This window comes from Pelomonas baiyunensis (genome assembly GCF_043555935.1).
Taxonomy (GTDB): domain Bacteria; phylum Pseudomonadota; class Gammaproteobacteria; order Burkholderiales; family Burkholderiaceae_C; genus Pelomonas; species Pelomonas baiyunensis.
Genome location: NZ_JBIGIB010000001.1, coordinates 541,893 through 562,828, shown reverse-complemented (window position 1 = coordinate 562,828; position 20,936 = coordinate 541,893). Strand labels below are relative to the sequence as shown.

Annotated in this window: 16 protein-coding genes and 1 tRNA gene; 10 read left to right on the top strand and 7 right to left on the bottom strand. The window is 62.9% G+C overall.

Annotated elements, in window-relative coordinates; translation table 11 throughout:
* The first annotated feature begins 53 nt into the window (after positions 1-53).
* Together grxD and ACG01O_RS02400 are read left to right on the top strand one after the other, a co-directional pair.
* The gene (gene grxD / locus ACG01O_RS02405; RefSeq protein ID WP_394380971.1) at positions 54-368 is read left to right on the top strand and encodes a Grx4 family monothiol glutaredoxin; all 315 of its coding nucleotides are present in this window, start codon (positions 54-56) and stop codon (positions 366-368) included.
* Complete coding sequence (locus ACG01O_RS02400; protein ID WP_394380968.1) at positions 368-937, top strand: UbiX family flavin prenyltransferase; 570 nt, start codon at positions 368-370, stop codon at positions 935-937. The genes grxD and ACG01O_RS02400 overlap by 1 nt, the downstream gene beginning before the upstream one ends.
* Here ACG01O_RS02400 and ACG01O_RS02395 read toward each other — a convergent pair.
* The 3 genes from ACG01O_RS02395 to ACG01O_RS02385 all read right to left on the bottom strand — a co-directional run bounded on the left by ACG01O_RS02395 (position 934) and on the right by ACG01O_RS02385 (position 5,556).
* Complete coding sequence (locus ACG01O_RS02395; RefSeq protein WP_394380965.1) at positions 934-3,096, bottom strand: M3 family metallopeptidase; 2,163 nt, start codon at positions 3,094-3,096, stop codon at positions 934-936. The two genes, ACG01O_RS02400 and ACG01O_RS02395, sit on opposite strands and share 4 nt — an antisense overlap.
* Positions 3,097-3,205: 109 nt before the next feature.
* On the bottom strand, positions 3,206-3,814 hold the full coding sequence (locus ACG01O_RS02390; protein ID WP_394380962.1) for a lytic transglycosylase domain-containing protein: 609 nt from the start codon (positions 3,812-3,814) through the stop codon (positions 3,206-3,208).
* A complete protein-coding gene (locus ACG01O_RS02385; protein ID WP_394380959.1) occupies positions 3,811-5,556 on the bottom strand; it encodes a proline--tRNA ligase in 1,746 nt (581 codons plus the stop codon). The genes ACG01O_RS02390 and ACG01O_RS02385 overlap by 4 nt, the downstream gene beginning before the upstream one ends.
* A gap of 140 nt (positions 5,557-5,696) precedes the next feature.
* On the opposite strand from ACG01O_RS02385, the gene ACG01O_RS02380 reads away from it, so the two are divergent.
* Positions 5,697-6,287, top strand: a complete 591-nt coding sequence (locus ACG01O_RS02380; protein ID WP_394380956.1) for an RNA pyrophosphohydrolase — start codon at positions 5,697-5,699, stop codon at positions 6,285-6,287.
* Positions 6,288-6,344: 57 nt separating this feature from the next.
* Here ACG01O_RS02380 and proB read toward each other — a convergent pair whose 3' ends face one another.
* The 4 genes from proB to rplU all read right to left on the bottom strand — a co-directional run bounded on the left by proB (position 6,345) and on the right by rplU (position 9,277).
* The gene (gene proB, locus ACG01O_RS02375; RefSeq protein ID WP_394380953.1) at positions 6,345-7,460 is read right to left on the bottom strand and encodes a glutamate 5-kinase; all 1,116 of its coding nucleotides are present in this window, start codon (positions 7,458-7,460) and stop codon (positions 6,345-6,347) included.
* On the bottom strand, positions 7,457-8,533 hold the full coding sequence (obgE, locus tag ACG01O_RS02370; protein ID WP_394380950.1) for a GTPase ObgE: 1,077 nt from the start codon (positions 8,531-8,533) through the stop codon (positions 7,457-7,459). The genes proB and obgE overlap by 4 nt, the downstream gene beginning before the upstream one ends.
* A 133-nt stretch (positions 8,534-8,666) precedes the next feature.
* Complete coding sequence (gene rpmA, locus ACG01O_RS02365) at positions 8,667-8,930, bottom strand: 50S ribosomal protein L27 (RefSeq protein WP_394380948.1); 264 nt, start codon at positions 8,928-8,930, stop codon at positions 8,667-8,669.
* A gap of 35 nt (positions 8,931-8,965) precedes the next feature.
* On the bottom strand, positions 8,966-9,277 hold the full coding sequence (gene rplU, locus ACG01O_RS02360; protein WP_268165086.1) for a 50S ribosomal protein L21: 312 nt from the start codon (positions 9,275-9,277) through the stop codon (positions 8,966-8,968).
* 327 nt (positions 9,278-9,604) lie between these two features.
* On the opposite strand from rplU, the gene ACG01O_RS02355 reads away from it, so the two are divergent.
* From ACG01O_RS02355 to ACG01O_RS02325, 7 genes are all read left to right on the top strand, one after another.
* Positions 9,605-10,534 carry a polyprenyl synthetase family protein gene (locus tag ACG01O_RS02355; protein WP_394382480.1) on the top strand — a complete coding sequence of 310 codons (930 nt, stop codon included), beginning with the start codon at positions 9,605-9,607 and terminating at the stop codon, positions 10,532-10,534.
* A gap of 35 nt (positions 10,535-10,569) precedes the next feature.
* Positions 10,570-10,646, top strand: a tRNA-Pro gene (locus ACG01O_RS02350).
* A gap of 932 nt (positions 10,647-11,578) precedes the next feature.
* Complete coding sequence (locus ACG01O_RS02345; protein WP_394380945.1) at positions 11,579-12,691, top strand: replication protein RepA; 1,113 nt, start codon at positions 11,579-11,581, stop codon at positions 12,689-12,691.
* Complete coding sequence (locus tag ACG01O_RS02340) at positions 12,688-13,743, top strand: site-specific integrase (protein WP_394380943.1); 1,056 nt, start codon at positions 12,688-12,690, stop codon at positions 13,741-13,743. The genes ACG01O_RS02345 and ACG01O_RS02340 overlap by 4 nt, the downstream gene beginning before the upstream one ends.
* Before the next feature lie 110 nt (positions 13,744-13,853).
* Complete coding sequence (locus tag ACG01O_RS02335) at positions 13,854-14,915, top strand: Fic family protein (RefSeq protein ID WP_394380940.1); 1,062 nt, start codon at positions 13,854-13,856, stop codon at positions 14,913-14,915.
* Positions 14,915-17,782: an SNF2-related protein gene (locus ACG01O_RS02330; RefSeq protein WP_394380938.1), complete on the top strand. Its 2,868-nt coding sequence runs from the start codon at positions 14,915-14,917 to the stop codon at positions 17,780-17,782. The genes ACG01O_RS02335 and ACG01O_RS02330 overlap by 1 nt, the downstream gene beginning before the upstream one ends.
* On the top strand, positions 17,767-20,865 hold the full coding sequence (locus tag ACG01O_RS02325) for a TrlF family AAA-like ATPase (RefSeq protein ID WP_474102018.1): 3,099 nt from the start codon (positions 17,767-17,769) through the stop codon (positions 20,863-20,865). Before ACG01O_RS02330 ends, ACG01O_RS02325 begins: the two co-directional genes overlap by 16 nt.
* Positions 20,866-20,936 lie beyond the last annotated feature (71 nt).

Sequence of the window (20,936 nt, the reverse complement as noted above, 5' to 3'; positions counted from 1 at the left end):
CGCGGCCAGGGGGCTCCCGGATAATTGTGGTTTTGCCTTTTTCGAGAACTGCAATGAGCGACGTTCAGCAACGCATCGACGATCTGGTCAAGTCCAACCGCGTCATGCTCTTCATGAAGGGCAGCGCCCAGTTCCCGATGTGCGGCTTCTCCGGCCGTGCCATCCAGATCCTGAAGGCCGCCGGCGCCACCGAGATCAAGACCTTCAACGTGCTGGAAGACGAAGCCGTGCGTCAGGGCATCAAGGAATACGCCAACTGGCCGACCATTCCCCAGCTCTACATCAACGGCGAATTCGTCGGCGGCTCGGACATCATGATGGAGATGTACGAGTCCGGTGAGTTGCAACAAGCCCTGTCGGCGGCCTGATGGCGCAACGCCTGGTCGTCGGCCTGACCGGCGCCACAGGCGCTGTGTACGCGCTGCAACTGCTGCGGCGCGCGCGTGACTTGGGCGTTGAAACCCACCTGATCGCCACGCCGGCGGGCATCCTGAATGCCCACCACGAGCTGGGCATGGATCGCTCCACCCTTGAAGCGCAGGCCGACCACGCCTACGCGCCGGGCGACGTGGGCGCCTGCATCGCCAGTGGCAGCTTTGCCACGGCCGCCATGGTGGTGGCGCCCTGCTCGATGAAGTCGCTGGCAGCCATTGCGCACGGCCTGGGCGACAACCTGCTGACCCGCGCCGCCGACGTCACGCTGAAAGAACGCCGCCGCCTGCTGTTGCTGGTGCGCGAAACCCCCTTCAACCTCGCCCACCTGCGCAACATGGTGGCGGTGACGGAGATGGGCGGCATCTGCTTCCCGCCCCTGCCGGCGTTCTATCACCACCCCAAGTCCATCGACGAGATGGTGAACGAGACGGTGGAACGGGTGCTGGAGTTGGCCGGCGTGGCCCAGGCGCAGCCTCGGGCCTGGGCCGGCCTCAAGCCTTAACGCGCCGGGGCGGCCGGCTTCACCGCCAGGCCGCGCCGCTCCAGCAACGGCTGGATGTTGGGCGCGTGGCCCACGAGGTTACGGAACAGCACCATCGCGTCCTCCGCACCACCGCGCGACAGCAGCTTGGCGCGCAGCGCATCGCCATTGGCGCGCTGAAGGCCGCCGTTCGCGTTCAGCCACTCCACCGTGTCGGCATCGAGCACCTCGCTCCAGATGTAGGCGTAGTACCCGGCCGCGTAGCCGCCCATGATGTGGCTGAAGTACGGCGTGCGGTAGCGCGGCGGCACCGGGGCGAAGTCGATCCCAGCGTCTTTCAGCGCCTTGGCCTCGAAGCCCATCAGGCCCTCAGCCGTGGGCACCTGGCCTGGGGCCAGTTGGTGCAGGCGCTGATCCAGGATGGCCGAACCGAGGTACGACACCGTCTGGTAGCCCTGGTTGAAGCGCTTGGCGCGCGACACCTTGTCCAGCAGCGCGGCCGGCATGGGCTCGCCGGTCTGGTGGTGGCGCGCGTAGCGGGTCAGCACCGCGGGCGACGACGCCCAGATTTCGTTCACCTGCGACGGGTACTCCACGAAGTCGCGCGGCACGCGCGACAGGCCGGGGTACTTCACCTGGTTGAACATGCCGTGCAACGCGTGGCCGAACTCGTGGAACAGCGTGTTGACCTCGTCCCAGGTCAGCAGCGTGGGCTCGCCCGCGGGGGGCTTGGGAATGTTCAGGTGGTTGGCCACCACCGGCTGCGTGCCCTCCAGCGCGTTCTGGCCGACGTAGGCGTTCATCCAGGCCCCGCCGCGCTTGGACGGCCGGGCGTACAGGTCAGCAATGAAGATGGCCAGCTGCTTGCCGTTGGTGTCGAACACGTCGTACACCCGCACATCGCTTTGGTACACCGGCAGGTCGGTGCGCTGCTTGAACGTGATGCCGTACAGCTGCTGCGCGGCAAAGAACACGCCCTGCTCCAGCACCCGCGTCATTTCCAGGTACGGCTTGAGCTGGCCTTCGTCGAAGCCGTACTTGGCCGTACGCAGCTTCTCGGAGTAGTAGCTCCAGTCCCAGGCCTGCAGGGCAAAGGTCGGCTGCTTGCGGGCGGCCTGGTCGGCATCGATCAGTTGCTGCAACTCGGCGGCCTCCGCCCGGGCAGACGCCACCGCGGCCGGCGCCAACTGCCCCAACAGCGCGTTGACGTTGGCCGCGTTCTGCGCTGTCTCGTCTTCCAGCACATAGTCAGCCGCCGTGCCATAGCCCAACAGGGCAGCACGCTCCTGGCGCAGCGCCAGCACGCGCGCCACGATGGCCCGCGTGTCGAACTCATTGCCCCGGCTGCCGCGCGCCACCGACGCCTTGTGCAGGCGCTCGCGCGTGGCGCGGTTCTGCAGCTCCGCCTCCTGGGGCTGGATGGTGGTGTTGAGCAGGGTCAGCACGTACTTGCCTTCAAGCCCGCGCTTGCGCGCCACCTCGGCCGCCGCAGCCACCTGGGCCGGCGTCAGACCGTCCAGGTCTTCAGCCCGATCCACCACCAACGCCGAGTCGTTCACCTCGGCCAGCACCGCGCGATTGAAGCGGGCGCCCAGCGTGGCCATTTCGGCGTTGATCGCCCGCATCCGAGCCTTCTGCGTGTCGTCCAGTCGGGCGCCGGCGCGCACCATGTCGCGGCGATACCGCTCGATCAAGCGCCGCGCCTCGGCATTGGGGGCGGCGGTGTCCCGGGCGGCATAGAGCGCTTCCACGCGGGCGAACAGCTTGGGGTTCAACAGCACGGCGTCTCGCTGCGCGGCCAACTTGGCGGCGTAGTCCGTCTGCAGTTGCTGGCGGGCGGGGTTGGCATCGGCCCCCAGCAGGCTGAACAGCAGCGTCGTGGCCCGGCCCAGCAGCCGCCCGCTGCGTTCCCACGCGACGATGGTGTTGTCGAAGGTGGGGGCGGCCGGGTTGTCGGCAATCGCCTGAATCTCGGCGAGTTGTTCGGCCATGCCCTGGTCCATCGCGGGCCCGAAGTGCTCGTCACGCACGCGGTCGAACGGGGGGTACTGCAGCGGCAAGGCGCTGGGCACCAGCAACGGGTTGGCTGCCGCAGCGGCAGGCGTGGACTGGGCCCACGCGACGCCGCTGGCAAGCAGCGTGGCAATGAGCAGGGGCTGGAGGCGGCGGGCAGCAGACATGGTCAGTCGGGAACGAAGTCTTGTGGACGAAACCACCAAGACTACCGGCTCCCACAGCCACTGCCGAAAGCCACCGCGCGCTGTGCACAGCGTCCGAGCGGACGTTGGCTCAGACCTCGCCGGGCAGCAGCCACTGGCGCCGCGCCGCCAGCACCGCGTTCGGGTACTCCGGCCGGCCCCGGCTGCCGTTGTAGCGGCCCAGCGCCATGGACAGGTTGCCGCGCTCGATGTCCAGGTAGTGCCGCAGGATCACGCAGCCAAACCGCAGGTTGGTCTGCATGTGGAACAGGCGCGAGGCGTCGCCGTCCCCGATCGCCTTGGTCCAGAACGGCATCACCTGCATGTAGCCGCGGGCACCGGCCACGCTGATCGCGTACTTGCGAAAGCCGCTTTCCACCTGCACGAGGCCCAGCACCAAGCTGGGCTCCAGACCGGCGCGTTTGGCCTCGTACCACACGGTTTCCAGGAACTCGATGCGGATCTGGGTTTCCGTCTTGCGCTTCTTCAGCCGCTCGCTCATCGCCCCCAGCCAGCGCAGGTAGGCCATGCGCGCCTCGACCTCGTGCGCCTCGAAACGCGGACGGGGCGGTGCGCTTTGCGCAATGGACGCGCTGAGCGCCGACCGGATCGCGTCGGCCAGCGGCTCCTCGACCTGGGCCCCGGCCTGCGCCAGCAGGGGCGCCCCGGCGAGGCCCAGCAGGAGAACCCGGCGCTTCAAAGCTTGAGCTTGCCCTTCAGGTGGCCCACGATGTCGGCCACGGCGACCTTGGTGGCGGCTTCGTCCCGGCGGCCTTGGTACTCCACCTGACCTTCCTTCAGGCCACGGTCCCCCAGCACCACGCGGTGTGGCACGCCGATCAGTTCCCAGTCGGCAAACATCGCGCCCGGGCGCTCGCCGCGGTCGTCCAGCAGCACATCCACACCCAGCTCCTTCAGCTCGGCGTAGAGCTTGTCCGCCGCCTGCTTCACATCCTCGCTGCGGTCCGCACCGATGGGGCAGATCACGACCGTGAACGGCGCCATGGCGTCCGGCCAAATGATGCCGCGGGCGTCATGGTTCTGCTCGATGGCCGCGCCCAGGATGCGGGTCACGCCGATGCCGTAGCAGCCCATCTCCATCAGCTTGGGCTTGCCGTTTTCGTCCAGGAAGGTCGCGTTCATCGCGGCCGAGTACTTGGTGCCGAGGTAGAACACATGCCCCACCTCGATGCCGCGCTGGATCGCCAGTTCGCCCTTGCCATCCGGCGACGGATCACCGGCGACGACGTTGCGAATGTCGGCCACGACATCGGGCTCGGGCAGGTCACGGCCCCAGTTCGCGCCGGTGAAGTGGAAGTCCACCTCGTTGGCACCGCACACGAAGTCGGCCATCTGGGCCACGGTGCGGTCCGCCACGATCTTGAGGGGCGCCTTCAGGCCGATGGGGCCGAGGTAGCCGGGCTTGCAGCCGAAATGAGCGTCGATCTCGCCTGCGGTTGCGAAGCGGAAGCCGCCCTTCAGGCCTTCCACCTTGCCGGCCTTCACCTCGTTGAGCTCATGGTCGCCGCGCACCAGCAGCAGCCAGACCTGGGTCTTGGTGATCAGGCCGTCCTTGTCCAACTCATCAGTGGCCAGCACCAACGACTTGACGGTCTGCGTCAGCGGCAGACCCAGCAACGCGGCGACGTCTTCGCAGGTGCTCTTGCCCGGCGTGGGGGTCTTGGTCAGCCCTTGCGTGGCCGCGCCTCGGGCGGACAGCAGCGCCACGGCCTCAGCCAGCTCAATGTTGGCGGCGTAATCGCTCGTCGGGCAGTAGACGATGGCGTCCTCGCCGGTGTCGGCAATCACCTGGAACTCGTGGGAGCGGTCGCCCCCGATGGCGCCGGTGTCGGCCGCCACGGCGCGGTACTGCAGGCCGAAGCGGTCGAAGATCTTGCAATAGGCCGCGTACATGTTGTCGTAGCTGCGGCCGGCGGCGTCCATGTCACGGTCGAAGGAGTAAGCATCCTTCATCGTGAACTCGCGGCCGCGCATCAGGCCGAAGCGCGGACGGCGTTCATCGCGGAACTTGGTCTGGATGTGATAAAAATTTTTCGGCAGCTGACGGTAGCTGCGCAGCTCCTGACGGGCGATGTCGGTGATGACTTCTTCGCTGGTGGGCTGCACCACGAAGTCGCGGTTGTGGCGGTCTTTCACGCGCAGCAACTCCGGGCCCATCTTGTCGAAACGGCCCGTCTCCTGCCACAGCTCAGCCGGCTGGATCACGGGCATCAGGCACTCGACGGCGCCCGCGGCATCCATCTCTTCACGGATGATCTTTTCAACCTTGCGGATGACCCGCAGGCCCATCGGCATGTAGTTGTAGATGCCCGCGCCCAGGCGCTTGATCATGCCGGCGCGCATCATCAGCTTGTGGCTCACGACCTCGGCATCGGCGGGCGCTTCCTTGAGGGTGGAGATGAAGAACTGAGAAGCTTTCATGGGCAGGCGGGAATGCAAAAGCCGGGCAAAACCCGGCCGAAGTCACAACAAGACTGAAAAAAATCTCCGGGTTAGCGAGGGCGCTGCCGCAACTGCGGCCCGATGCAATAATCGAACCAACTAGAGATTTGAGGTTGATTATGCTCGACCGTGAAGGCTTCCGCCCCAACGTCGGCATCATCCTGCTCAACCAGCGCAACGAGGTGTTCTGGGGCAAACGCATCCGGACGCATTCGTGGCAGTTCCCGCAAGGGGGCATCAAGCACGGTGAAACGCCTGAGCAGGCGATGTTCCGAGAGCTCCACGAGGAAGTGGGGCTCACGCCAGAGCATGTACGCATCATCGCGAGAACGCGCGACTGGCTGCGCTATGAGGTGCCCGAGCACTTCATCCGCCGCGATGCACGGGGCCACTACCGGGGTCAGAAGCAGATCTGGTTTCTGCTTCAGATGCTGGGCCGCGACTGCGACATGAACCTGCGCGCCACCGACCACCCGGAGTTCGACGCCTGGCGTTGGAACGAATACTGGGTGCCGCTGGAGGCCGTGATCGAGTTCAAGCGCGGCGTGTACGAAATGGCGCTGACCGAACTGGCCCGCTTTCTGCCGCGCATCAACCATCACAACCGGTACCTGCGTGCAGGCATGCGCCCCATGCACCGCGATCGCACGCCGGCCGCACACGGCAGCGACGAGGCCGCCCCACCGCCGGAACTCGACAGCCCCGGCTGAGAGCGCGTCAGCGCGCCTCAGCCGCGCAGCGGCTGTACGTTCGGCGCCCGCCGCAGCTCAGCGCAGCACGAGGTTGTCGCGGTGGATCAGCTCCGGCTCGGCGGCATAGCCGAGCAGGGCTTCAATGTCCGCCGACGGCTTGCGTGCGATCAGGCGTGATTCAGTACTGGAATAGTTGGCCAGCCCACGCGCCAGCTCCACACCGTCGGGCGCCTGCACCGCGATCACATCGCCGCGGTGGAAGTCCCCCTGCACGTCGATCACCCCGATGGGCAGGAGGCTCTTGCCCTCCGCACGCAACTTGGTGGCCGCCCCGGCATCCACCGTGACGGAGCCGCGCATCTGCAGGTGGTCCACCATCCACTGCTTGCGGGCCTGCAGCTTGGCCGTGGCCGCATGAAGGGCCGTGCCAATGGCCTCGCCGCGCGCCAGGCGCAGCAACACATCCGGCTCGCGCCCCCACGCAATCACGGTGCCCGCACCGCTGCCAGCCGCACGCTTGGCCGCCAGGATCTTGGTCAACATGCCGCCGCGGCCGATGCTGGAACCGGCACCTCCGGCCATGCGCTCCAGTTCCGGATCGCCGGCTTGCGCGGTGTCGATGAACCGAGCGGTCGGGTCCTTGCGCGGGTCGGCCGAATACAAACCACGTTGATCGGTCAAGATCACCAGCGCATCAGCCTCCACCAGGTTGGCCACGAGCGCGCCCAAGGTGTCGTTGTCGCCGAACTTGATCTCGTCGTTGACGACCGTGTCGTTCTCATTGATCACCGGCAGCACACGATGCGCCATCAACGTCAGCAAGGTGGAGCGGGCGTTGAGGTACCGCTCCCGGTCGGCCAGGTCCGCGTGGGTCAGCAGCACCTGCGCGCTGTGCATGCCGTGCGCGCTGAGCTGGCTTTCGTACATCTGCGCCAGCCCCATTTGCCCGACGGCCGCAGCCGCCTGCAATTCATGCAGTTCCTTGGGCCGGGTCGCCCAGCCCAAGCGCTTCATGCCTTCGGCAATGGCGCCACTGGACACCATCACCAGTTCCCGCCCCTCCCCAGCCAGGGCCGCGAGTTGCCGACTCCAGTTCGCAATCGCCTCGGCGTCCACGCCCCGGCCCTCGTTCGTGACGAGGCTGGAGCCGACTTTGACAACGATTCGACGCGCGCTGGACAGCAAACTCATTCGGTGGCGGGATCTTCAGGTTGGGGTGTGTCGAATCGAACGTCGCGCTCTTCGATCACGCGCTGCTCAGCGGCCACGTGGTCGTAAATCGCGTGAATCAACGGCTGGCAGCCTTCACGGGTCAGCGCCGAGATCTCGAAGACCGGGCCCTTCCACTTATAGCGCTTGATGAAATCCTTCACCCGCGCCGCACGCTCTTCCTCCGGCACCATGTCGAGCTTGTTCAGCACGAGCCAGCGCGGCTTGGCATGCAATTCGGCGTCGTATTTCTTGAGTTCGGCGACGATGGCCTTGGCTTCCTTGACCGGATCGACCTCCGGGTCGAACGGCGCCAGGTCCACGACGTGCAGCAGCAAGCGCGTGCGCTGCAGGTGTCGCAGGAACTGGTGCCCCAGGCCGGCGCCTTCAGCGGCCCCTTCGATCAGCCCCGGGATGTCGGCCACGACGAAGCTCTTCTCGGGCGCGACGCGCACAACCCCGAGGTTGGGGTGCAAGGTCGTGAACGGGTAGTCCGCAATCTTGGGCCGGGCGTTGGACACCGCCGTGATCAAGGTGGACTTGCCCGCGTTGGGCTGCCCGAGCAGGCCCACATCCGCGAGCACCCGCAACTCCAAGCGAACCTTCTTGATCTCACCCGGCCAGCCCGGCGTCTTCTGCCGCGGGGCACGATTGGTCGAAGTCTTGAAATGCAGGTTGCCGAAGCCGCCATCGCCGCCCTTGCACAGCAGGATGCGCTGGCCCGGCTCCAACAACTCGCCGATGACCGATTCGGTCTCCAGGTCCGTGATGATGGTGCCCACGGGCATGCGCAGCACGATGTCGTCCGCTGCGGCGCCGAAACAGTCGGACCCGCGCCCCGCCTCGCCGTTGCGCGCCTCATGGCGTCGCGCATAGCGGTAGTCGATCAGGGTGTTGAGGTTGCGATCGGCTTCGGCCCAAACACTGCCGCCTTTGCCACCGTCGCCGCCATCGGGCCCACCGAACGGAATGAACTTTTCGCGGCGAAAGCTCGCGCAGCCCGCACCACCGTTCCCGGCGGCAACATCGATGGTGGCTTCGTCAACGAATTTCATGGCGGTCGGCCATCGTAATGGCTGGGTTGAGCCCGGCGCACCGTCGTGCAACGCGCCAGACTTCAGAAATGACAAAGCCCCGGGTGTGCCGGGGCTTGGATGTCAGGCGATGCACTCGCCTGCGGTGACTGCTTTAGGCAGCCAGCGGCGTGACGACAACCGTCGAACGGTTGTTGGCGCCCTTGGTCGTGAAGCTCACGTGACCATCAACCAGCGCGAACAGCGTGTGGTCCTTGCCCATGCCGACATTGGTGCCAGCGTGGAAACGGGTGCCGCGCTGACGCACGATGATAGAACCAGCGGAGATCAGTTCACCACCGTAAGCCTTGACGCCCAGCATCTTGGGCTTGGAATCGCGGCCGTTCCGTGTAGAACCGCCGCCCTTTTTCTGTGCCATGTTTAGCTCCTAGAAATTAGCGAAAGAAGATGGGATCAGCCGTTCACCGCGCTGATTTCCAGCTCGGTGTAGTTCTGGCGATGGCCCTGGCTCTTCTTGTAGTGCTTGCGACGGCGCAGCTTGAAGATGCGAACCTTGTCGTGCTTGCCATGGCTGACGACCGTGGCACTGACGGTAGCGCCCGCCACCAGCGGGGCGCCGACAGTCAGACCGTCGCCGCTGCCCACGGCCAGGACTTGGTCCAGCGTGACAACAGCACCGACTTCCGCGTCGAGCAGTTCAACCTTGATCTTTTCACCAGCAGCAACCTTGTATTGCTTGCCGCCGGTTTTGATGACCGCGTACATGAAACTTCCTTTCACGCCCTGGGGCGCACTCACCGAACATCGCCGCAAGCGCTGTGCTCACGAACCGCTCGGCCTTTTTATGGGTTTTATCCCTCAGCGCGTCAAACGAGCCGACGCGCAAAGAGCCCATGATTCTATGACACGCACAAAGAACGCACAAGTACACCCCCCACCGACGAACAGACAGAAGCGGCCAGCGACCGCTCAGGAGTCATTGCAACCGTTTCTATAATCGTCGACTCCCTAGCTTGAGAGTTCAGCGTGAGCATCGAGACTGCCTCGCCCCCTTCTGAAGTCGCCGAGGCCCTGTCGTTGCTGGCCGCCGAAATGGCGGAAGTCGATGCAGTGATCGCCAAGCGTCTCAGCTCAGACGTCGCGCTGATCGATCAGATTGCACATTACATCGTGCACGCCGGCGGCAAGCGCATGCGGCCGAAGCTGGTTTTGTTGTTCGCGAACGCGCTGAACCACACGAGTGCCGGCCGCTTTGAACTGGCCGCCGTGGTGGAGTTCATCCACACCGCCACACTGCTGCACGACGATGTCGTCGACGAGTCCTCGCTGCGGCGCGGGAAGCCGACGGCGAACGCCCTGTTCGGGAACGCAGCCAGCGTGCTGGTCGGCGACTTCCTTTACTCGCGCGCATTCCAGATGATGGTGTCCGTCGAGCGGATGCGCGTGCTGGATGTGCTAGCGGAGGCCACCAACGTCATCGCTGAAGGCGAAGTCCTTCAGCTGATGAACATGCACGACCCGGACATCAGCGTGGACGACTACCTCCGCGTCATTCGCTTCAAGACCGCCAAACTGTTCGAGGCCAGCGCCCGACTCGGGGCCGTGCTGGCGGACTCGACGCCAGAGGTCGAGGAAGCCTGCGCTGCGTACGGACGCTCGCTAGGAACCGCCTTCCAACTCATCGATGACGTGCTGGATTACGAAGGCGACACGCAGGAGTTGGGCAAGAACATCGGCGACGATCTGCGCGAGGGCAAAACCACGCTGCCACTGCTCATCGCCATGGAACGCGCCACGCCCGAGCAGCGAGCCCTGCTGCGTCACGCCATTGAGCACGGGGAACAAGAACGCCTCGCAGAGATCGTGTCCATCGTTCGCGCCACGGGCGCTCTGGAATCGACGCGCGAAGCCGCTCGACAGGAAGCTCGCATCGCGGCCGACAGCCTCAAAGCACTTCCTTCCAACAAGTGGACAAAATCTCTGCTAGAATTCGCAATTCAGTCGGTTGAGCGACATTCTTAAGGCCCTCGGGACATAAGAAAAGCACAACAAGACATCGGGGTGTAGCTTAGCCTGGTAGAGCGCTACGTTCGGGACGTAGAGGCCGGAGGTTCGAATCCTCTCACCCCGACCAGACAAAAAACGGAAAAGCCCAAGTGGATCAAGCACTTGGGCTTTTTTGCTTTTGATCGTCATGAATGACGATTCGGAGTAAATCTCGGCCCTCGATGGCCCAAGAATGGCCCAGCAAGTCGATGTGGTTTTGACCGGCCGCCGTCCTACGCTTGGCGCGAGCCGGGCTTACGACTTGACGCCGCTGGGAATTTCCCCATACTGGCATTCACGGGTGAGCACACAGTGGATCTGCCAGACACCCTCGTAAAAACTGTGTGGGCTACGGTCAAGGGCAGATGAGGCTCCGGCGAAGCAAGTTGAGAGATAGCCGGGATCAAGAGAGCATCACGCTCGGCAATCCGCCAGGGTGTAGCGGACTGGTTGCAAGCGCACCCAACCTGTTCCACGTCACCCACGTGTAGCCACCCGAGAGGTGCGGCGCCTTTGGCGCCCTCTGCTTTCGGCTCTCGCAAGCGCGTTTGCTTGTGAGACCCCTATGCCGAGATCATCTCCGGTCGCCCGCAATGGCGACTCATCACGCCCCGCACCGTCAAAAAGCGCGCCCAAACCGGTCGCGCATGCTGTGGCGGAGGGCTTCGCCCCCGTCAGCATCGCTCCTACGTTGCCGCCCGTGGCCCCACCGGCCGATCTGCCACGGATTCTGTTCATAGAGCAACTTGCCTCCCTCATTGGCAAGACAGAAACGACCATCAGGACGTGCGCAACCAACGCCAAGTACGCGCACCTGATCCCCCGCCCATTCAAGCTTCCGAATAGCCGCCGCCTGTGCTGGTATGAGCGAGATGTTCTTGCGTGGATCGAGTCCACACGCCCCGCCGAGCCGCCACCGCCGCGCCGTCCCCGGGGCCGCCCAACGAAAGCCGAGCAGCTGTCTCGGGCTCGATGGGCTCAAAACACCGCAGCACAGGCGTCGGCCAAGGGAGGTGAGCAATGAGCTCCCTTGACGACTTCCCCATCGACGGCGACGCAGCCCTCCGCGCCGAGTATGCCGCCGCGTTGATCGCACGAGGCATTTCCGGAGAAGATGCCCATGCACTGGCAGCGAGAACGCAGTACTTGCCGCGCACGACCCAGGCGGCAAAGCCCTCGCTGCGAGCAGACGCCCTTCCGCTACCTGACGCTCAGCCAAAGGCGCTCAGCGCTCGTGACGCCAAGCTGCTTGAAGCAGGGGTCGCCATCGCGCAAGACCCACCAGATTGGAATGAGTTGATCTTCCATCACTCCATCCTTTGTCAGACCGGCCTGCCGCGTCGGAAAGTGAAGGAGCGGGAGTTCCAGCGTCGTGTCGGTTCGGCATGGCTGCACGTGCAGGCAGGCATCCTCAGCATTGCCGGCGTGCCGGTTCCTCAGCCCATCCCGTACGGCGCTACCCCGCGCCTTGCTTTGGCATGTATCGCCACGTTGGCCCTGCGAAGCAGTTCGCCAGCCATCGAAATTGGTCGCACGCCCGCTGACTTCATGCGCTTGATTGGCCTCGCTGACACGCAAGGGGGTCGCTACAAGACTCTGCGCTGCCAGCTCAACGCCATGGCTGCCTGTCGGCTTCAGATGGGCTTCGCCGACCATACCTTCAACAGCATGGCCGTGAAGCAGTACGAAGCTTGGCTGCCGCGTTCTGCCGGTGAACTCAACAAGTGGCCCAATGTTCTTGTTCTCACCGACGACTTCTACAAAGAGTTGCGCGCACACGGCGTTCCACTGGATCGTCGTGCGCTTCACGCTTTGACCGGGTCCGCCCTGTGCATCGACATCTACACATGGCTGGCCTACCGGCTTCACCTCATCAAGGGGCCACCCGTGACCGTCCCGTGGGCGGCGCTGCGCCTGCAATTCGGGCAAGAGTACTGCGGCGTTCGTGCCGAGGACGATTTCCGCGCGAGCTTCTTGCTTGCCCTACCCAAAGTGCTGGCGGAATACCCGCAAGCGAAAGTCACCCGATACCCAGGCGGGCTGGAGCTGCACGCCTCGCCGCCGCCCGTGCAACCACGAGTCTTTGCGGTGAGTCCGCCCCGCCGTCCGCGATGCGAGAGGAGCGGTGCATGAGCAAGCTCATACAAAGCCTAAAAGCCAAGATGCTTCAAAGCACCAACCTTCTACAGCAGCTTGCGTCCGACCGCTCGCGCAATGCCGGTCGCTCGCCCGACACGGAGCACGACTACCTGCGACTCGGGCAATCGTTGCTCAGACGAGCCAAGGTGGCGCAGGACGGGCTGATCGGCGTGGTATCTGACACCCGACGCCCCTCCACGTTCCAGAAGCGCATGTCCGCCCTGCGGTTCACTCTGCAGCAAAGGCAGTTGGAATTGCTGGGCAGCATCATCGAACCCGTTTCGGATGAGCAAGCACAAAGACACATCGCTGCGTTCGACGAACAAATCGCGCGCGTGCAGGCCCTGCTCGAACTTCGGCGAAGAGGCCTGGGCGGTCTGCGAGCGCTACGCAACAGCAAACGGCGAGCCCTCAGTGGGCTTCCCCCTGACTGGCGCGTCCAACTCTGCAGTCGCGGCTGTGCGGGACGGTACGGTGCTGCCTTGCTGGTCGCAGCGCTGACGGGATGCCGCCCCAGCGAACTGGAGAGAGGCGTCAAGGTTTGGCAAACGCCAGATGCAGCGACGCAGGAGATCGAGATCCACTTTGAGGTCGCTGGTGTGAAGGCCAAACGGGAACAGGGGCAGCCGCATCGCCGCCTGACGTACGCGGCGGGAGACACGCATCCGTTGTTGTCGATGATCAAGGCGCTGTTGCCCGGCACGGCCGGGACCCCTGTCGTCGTTCAGGTCACGAGCGCCATGAACTTCTCTGCAGAGGTACGGCGCTTAGCTGGCTGCTTATGGCCTTCGCACCCGCACACCGTGACGGCGTATTGCCTCAGGCACCAATGGGGGGCAGATGCCAAACGGAACGGCGACGCAGACGCGGTCAGCCGAGGGCTGGGCCACCTATCCCGAAAGACTCAGAGGGTCTACGGCACCGCATCACAAGGCAAACCGGCACATCGGCTGAAGCCACTGCGTATCGAAGCAGAGAGGCCGGTCAAGGGCACGGCGCCTGAAGTGACGCCTACCGATCCCGACGAACCGGAGTCCGCAAGCTGATCCGACAGGGCCAATTGGGGTAAACATCGAGTTATTGGGGCAATGAAGATCAAACATACCCCAATTTGCAGTAGTATTACCCCATTCTTCCTCGTCTCGGATGCTGCCGCATGCAATCACTCTCGCAAGACTACCTCGCCGAGCTGCGCTTCGACGCGCAGCAGCTGGCGACGTTGCGCGCCCTGGGTGAGTACAGGGGCAAGCAGCAGCTCTTCGTGGCGCAGTCGCCGGAGGTCTTGAGCGATCTGCGGCAAGTGGCAGTGGTCGAGTCCACCGAGTCGTCGAACCGCCTGGAAGGCGTGGTCGTCGCCGCGCACCGGCTGAAGTCCCTGGTGCTCAAGAATGCCACGCCGCAAAGCCGTTCCGAGCAAGAGGTGGCAGGCTACCGCGATGCCCTCGGTCTGATCCATGAGAGCGGTGAGCAGATGCCGTTTTCCGAAGGCACGGTCCTGCAGCTGCACGGCATGCTGTACCGCTACATGCCCCAACCAGGCGGGCACTGGAAGGCCACCAACAACGACATCGTCGAGCGCCACCCCGATGGCAGCTCACGCATCCGCTTTCGTCCGGTTGCCGCGCACCTCACACCCATCGCGATGGCGGACCTGATCGCGCGCTACCGCTTGGCCTTGGATCAGCACTTGGCAGACCCCCTGGTGCTGGTGCCGCTGGCCATCCTCGACTTCCTGTGCATCCACCCGTTCCCGGATGGCAACGGCCGCATGGCACGTCTGCTCACCCTGCAGCTGCTCTATCACTTCGACTATGCGGTGGGCCGCTTTATCAGCCTGGAGCGCATCTTCGAAGAGTCGAAGGAGAGCTACTACGAAACGCTGGAGGCCAGCTCCCAGGGCTGGCACGAGGCCGCACACGACATCGCCCCGTGGCTCGATTACTTCTGGGGCGCCCTGCTGCGGGCCTACAAGGAATTTGAAGAGCGCGTGGGCACCATCGAGCGAGGCCGTGGCGCCAAGGGCGACCGCGTTCGCTCTGAAATTCTCAAACGCCAACTGCCCTTCTCCATCTCGGAGATCGAAGAGGCCTGCCCCGGCATCAGCCGCGACATGGTGCGCGTGATCCTGCGCGCCATGAAGGCCGAGGGGGTGATTGCCCCAACAGGAAAGGGACGCGGCGCGAAATGGTCGCAAGTCAAGGCGGAGGGGAAAGTCTGATGCAACAGACGCTGACGCCATATCAAAGCCTGTACTACGCCTGGCTGTTGACCCGACGCGCGGCGGGCGACTCTGTTGAGTCGCTCGCCTCCACCTTGGTGGACTCGCAAGTTGACCTCAACCCCCATCAAGTCGAGGCAGCCCTGTTCGCCTGTGCGAATCCACTATCGCGCGGCGTCATCCTGGCCGACGAAGTAGGGCTCGGCAAAACCATCGAGGCGGGGCTGGTGATCTCCCAGCGCTGGGCTGAGCGCCGCCGTCGCATCCTGATCATCGTGCCCGCCAACCTGCGCAAGCAATGGCACCAGGAATTGCAAGACAAGTTCAACCTGCAGAGTGTTCTGCTGGAAGCCAAGAGCTACAACACCCTTCGCAAGCAAGACCGCCGCAATCCCTTCCAAGGCGCAACAGGCCCCGTCATCTGCTCGTACCAGTTCGCCAAGGCCAAGGCCGATGACATCAAGGCCGTCGAGTGGGATCTGGTGGTTCTGGATGAAGCCCACCGCCTGCGCAATGTCTACAAGACCAGCAACGTCATCGCCAAGACGCTGAAAGAGGCGCTGGCGCACGTCCACTCGAAGGTGCTGCTGACCGCCACTCCTCTGCAGAACTCGCTGCTGGAGCTGTACGGCCTTGTCAGCATGATCGATGACCGCGTGTTCGGTGACATCGACAGCTTCCGCTCGCAGTTCACCGCGCAGCCCCGTGAGCAGGCTTTTGCAGCGCTGCGCTCCAGACTTGCGACCGTGTGCAAGCGAACGCTGCGCCGGCAGGTGCAGCAGTACGTTCCGTACACGGCGCGGCGTGCCATGGTGGAGGAGTTCACCCCTTCCACCGAGGAGCGCGAACTCTCCAACCTGGTGGCCGACTACCTGCGCCGCCCAAACCTCAAAGCCCTGCCCGAGGGCCAGAGGCAGCTGATCTCACTCGTGCTGTGGAAGCTACTGGCCTCGTCCACGCACGCAATCGCAGGCGCGCTGGAGACAATGGCCAAGCGCCTCGAAGGCGAGCTCGAAGCATCCCCAGATGTCCCTGATCTGGCGGAGGTACTCGACGACGACTACGAGTCACTCGACGAAACCGCAGACGAGTGGGATGGCAGCGCTGAGACCACAGACGCATCGCCAGCGGCCCAGCGCGACGCTGTTGCACAGGAGATTGCCGAGCTACGGCACTTCAAGACCCTGGCAACCAACATCCGCGAGAACGCCAAGGGCACCGCGCTGCTGACAGCCCTAGACAAGGCGTTCGCCGAGCTGGGCCGCCTGGGGGCAGCCAAGAAGGCCATCATCTTCACAGAGTCCAAGCGCACTCAGGAGTACCTGCTCTCGCTTCTAGAGAAGACGCCGTACGGTGAAGGCATCGTGCTCTTCAACGGCACGAACAGCGACGCCCGTGCCCAGGCCGTCTACGCGGACTGGATCAAGCGCCACCAGGGCACCGACAAGATCACCGGCTCGCGCACGGCAGACACGCGCGCGGCCCTGGTGGAGCACTTCAAAGAGCGTGGCACGGTGATGATTGCCACCGAGGCAGGCGCTGAAGGCATCAACCTCCAGTTCTGCTCGCTGGTGATCAACTTTGACCTGCCGTGGAACCCGCAACGGATCGAACAGCGCATCGGTCGCTGCCATCGTTACGGACAGAAGTTTGACGTTGTGGTGGTCAACTTCGTTGACCGCAGCAACGAAGCCGACGCCCGCGTCTACGAGTTGCTGGACCAAAAGTTCCAACTCTTCGAGGGCGTGTTTGGTGCCAGCGACGAAGTTCTGGGCGCCATCGGGTCGGGCGTCGATTTCGAACGCCGCATTGCAGAGATCTACCAAAACTGCCGCGATCCTGAGGAGATCAAGACCAGCTTCGAGCAGCTGCAGCGCGACCTGTCCGGCGAGATCAACGAAGCCATGGTCAAAACGCGGCAGATCCTGCTTGAGAACTTCGATGAAGAGGTACAGGACAAGCTGCGTATACGAGCGGAAGCCAGCAGCGCCGCACGAAGCAAGTACGAGCGCATGCTGCTGGACTTGACGCGAGCAGAGCTTGCGGGACACGCAACATTCGATGAAGAAGGATTCGTCCTAGAGCGACTTCCAAGCTCCGCACTTGCTGGTGTCGAGCTGGGACGGTACGAATTGCCCCGGAGATCAGGCGAATCGCATCTGTATCGGATCGGGCATCCACTCGCCGAGTGGGTAACAACCCAGGCCAAGTCCCGAAAGCTGCCGATGGCCAAACTGCTGTTTGACTACGGCGCCTACGGCACGCAGATCAGCACATTGAAGAACTATCGCGGCAAGTCTGGTTGGCTGTCCGTGAGCCTGATCGCAGTGGAAGCGCTGGGCAACTTGGAAGAGCGGCTTGTCGTGGCCGCCGTCACCGTCGACGGTTCACCGCTGGCCGAAGACGACCCGTCGAAACTCCTGCGCCTACCCGTGAAGATGGAAGGGCCGTGCGATGGCAATGAGCCGGTGTCCGAACTCACCGAGGACAGTCTGGGCCGCAGGATGGACATCTTGCGTGAGATCAACCAGCGCAATCTGGGCTACTTCGAGCAAGAGGTCCAGAAGCTGGACGACTGGGCCGACGACCTCAAGCTGGGCATCGAGCAGGAGATCAAGGAGATCGACCGGCAGATCAAAGAAGTCCGGCGTACGGCAGCCAGTGCGCCGACGCTGGACGAGAAGTTGTCGTGGCAAAAGAAACAACGTGAGCTTGAGAGTACGCGCACGAAGCTGCGTCGCGAACTCTTCAACAAACAAGATGAAATCGAGGCCCAACGCAACGACATCATCAGTCAGTTAGAAGGCCAGCTCAAACAACAAGTCAAAGAGCAGCCCCTTTTCTGTATTCAATGGGAGCTAATCTAATGTCAAAAAGGGAGATCGCCAGAGGTTCAGTCTGGCGCCAGTGGGATCTGCACGTGCACACACCGGCGTCCTTCCACTGGACCGGCAAGAAGTTCGACGGAGACATGTCCTCTCCTGAGAACCGCACGCTGATCGACGAAATGATCGAAGCGATGAATGCCGCTGAGCCGGCCGTCTTCGCGATCATGGACTACTGGACGTTTGACGGATGGTTCGCGCTCAAGCGCCGACTGGCTGAACCTGGCGCACCCGCGCTGAAGAAGATCGTATTTCCGGGTATCGAGCTGCGACTCTCCGCCCCGACGACCAAGCGCCTCAATGCACACGTCATCTTCGCAGAGACGATCCCAGACCACCATCTGCGAGAGTTCCTGTCTGACCTGAAGCTTGAACGCACGGACAGGGCCGTTTCCAAAGAGTCTCTGGTTGACTTGGCGAGAGGCACGGCTGAAGACATGCTCTTGAAGAAGGGCCACAAAAGGGCTGCCGTAGACAGTGACGAAAAAGAAGCCCTGATGGCTGGGTACAAGCTGGCAGAGGTGAAGGCTGACAGCTACAAAGCCGCCATCAAGAAGGTTCCCGACGGACAAGCCATCGGCTTCATGCCATTCGACACGAGTGATGGCCTGACAGAGGTGAAGTGGGAGGACCACTATGCCTACTTCCTCGGTCTCCTTGAGTCGTCTCCCATCTTCGAGTCACGCAATGCCGAGCTCAGAACTGCATTCCTCTGCGAGGAAACGCCGAAGAACAAGGCTTGGATCGGCAACTTCAAGCATGGTCTCAAGAGCATCCCGAGGCTCGTTGTCTCCGGCAGCGATGCACACTGTTTCGTCGGCGTCGCGGGCGACAACGACCGCCGTGGGTACGGCGACTTCCCTTCAGGCAAAAAAACCTGGATCAAAGCTGACCTGTCTTTCCATGGATTGAAGCAGGCGATCCTGGAACCGGCCAAGCGGTCGTTCATTGGAGAAAAACCACCCAAGCTCCAGGCCGTAGAGACTAGCAAGACTCACTTCATCGAGTCGATCGAAGTCACCAAGACGGGCACCAAGACTGGTATCGGCAACTGGCTGCACGGCTGCGATCTGCCGCTCAATCCTGACCTTGTTGCCATCATCGGAAACAAAGGCAGCGGCAAGAGCGCCCTGGCTGATGTGATTGCGACCCTTGGTCACTCCCGGCAAGCAAAGCACTTCAGTTTCCTCAAGCGCGACCGCTTCCTGGGTAAGAGCGGAGATCCTGCACGTCATTTCACAGGCACCTTGACGTGGCAAGACGAGAGCACAGAGGCGCGAACGCTGGAGATTCTTCCTACAGACGACAAGCAGGAGCTGGTCAGATACATCCCTCAGAACTACTTCGAGGAGCTCTGCAACGATCACGTTTCTGGAAAGTCAGACGCGTTTGAGAAGGAATTGCGAGCCGTCATCTTCTCGCATACCAGCGAGGAGATGCGTCTTGGCGCGCTCGATTTCGATCAGCTCACCGAACAGCAAGAACAAGCGCTGAGAAATCGACTGGGGGAGTTCCGCAAGGAGCTGAAGACCCTCAACGCCACCATCGCTCGGATTGAAGACCAGCTCCAGCCAATTGAGGAGAAGAAGCTGACGGACCAGCTGCTGGTCAAGACACGCGAGATCGACGAGCACCAGAAGATCAAGCCGGTGGAAGTTGCCCCGCCGCCTGAAACCCTGGAACCCGAGCAGAAGGAAGCCGCCGAAGCGCTTGCGGCCACGGCTCAAAGAATCGAAGCATCCACCAAGCGCACGCAGCAGATCCAGTCAGAACTCACCTCAATCGCCAAGAAGCAGAAGGCGATAGCCAATGCAAGGGAGCAGCTGCGACTACTCCAACGCGCCTACGAGCAAGCCCAGCAACAGGTGGCTGAAGATCTCCAGCTTGCAGGCTTGAACTGGGCCGACGTGGCTAAGCTGGAGATCAAGACCAGTTTGCTCGATGAACGGTCTACTGCCCTCACGGCAGAGCAGTCAACTTTGCAGACCGAGGCTGGCACTTTGGCCAGCGCCCTCGCGACTCTCGACGAAGAGAAGAAGGTACACGCGACCAAGCTCAACGCCCGTCAACAGCAGTTCGAAACGTACCAACACCAGCTCGCAGAATGGACCAAGAAGCTGGATGCTCTGACTGGCACGCCGACTGACCCGGACACCAAGGTAGGCCTGGAAACCAGACTAGCCCAGATTAAAGAGTTGCCTGCCAAGCGCGTGGAACTGCAAGCAGCGCGACTTCAGCTGACGGCCGAAATCTTTGAATCCTTGGACGCCCAAAGGAAGGCGCGAGAAGAGCTCTTCAAGCCGGTGCAAGACTTGATCAAGGCGAATGACTTGATCCGTGAGGACTACCGGCTGCAGTTCCAGGCGACGCTGGCCGCTTCGGCCGAGGCCATCGCAGAACGCCTCTTCTCTTTGATCAAACAAACCTCAGGTGTTCTGCGTGGCCAAGACGAGGCTCTGTTGACGGTCAAGAAGCTGTTTGATAGCCACGACTTAAACACCAAGCAAGGCGCCCTGGACTTTGCGAAGGCCTTGCATGAAACGCTCGAACAGGCGGCCAAGGGGCCTGGCGCTGAGGTCGGCATTGCCAGCCTGCTGAAGAAGGATCAATCGGCCGTTTCGGTCTACGACTTGATTTTCGGACTCGATTTTCTTGAGCCGCGGTATTCACTGCTCTTCCAGGATACGCAGATTGAGCAGTTGTCTCCCGGACAGCGCGGTGCACTCTTGCTGATTTTCTATCTGCTGGTGGACAACGGCAAGACGCCCATCATCCTGGACCAGCCCGAAGAAAACCTGGACAACGAGACTGTGTTCCGTCTCTTGGTTCCGGTGCTATCTAAGGCCAAAGAGAAGCGCCAGATCATCATGGTTACTCATAACCCGAACCTGGCGGTGGTCTGTGACGCCGAGCAGATTATTCATGCATCGTTTGACCGAGCCTCAAACTGCAGCATCAATTACGTCGCCGGCTCATTGGAAAACCCAGCGCTAAACAGCGCCGTCGTGACCGTGCTGGAAGGCACCAAGCCCGCATTCAACAATCGCTCAGGGAAGTACCACTGACATGCTGTTCCTGCAGGCCCCCAATACTTCCAAGCCGAGCGTTGGTACCAGAGGACAAGATTGCCTCTTTG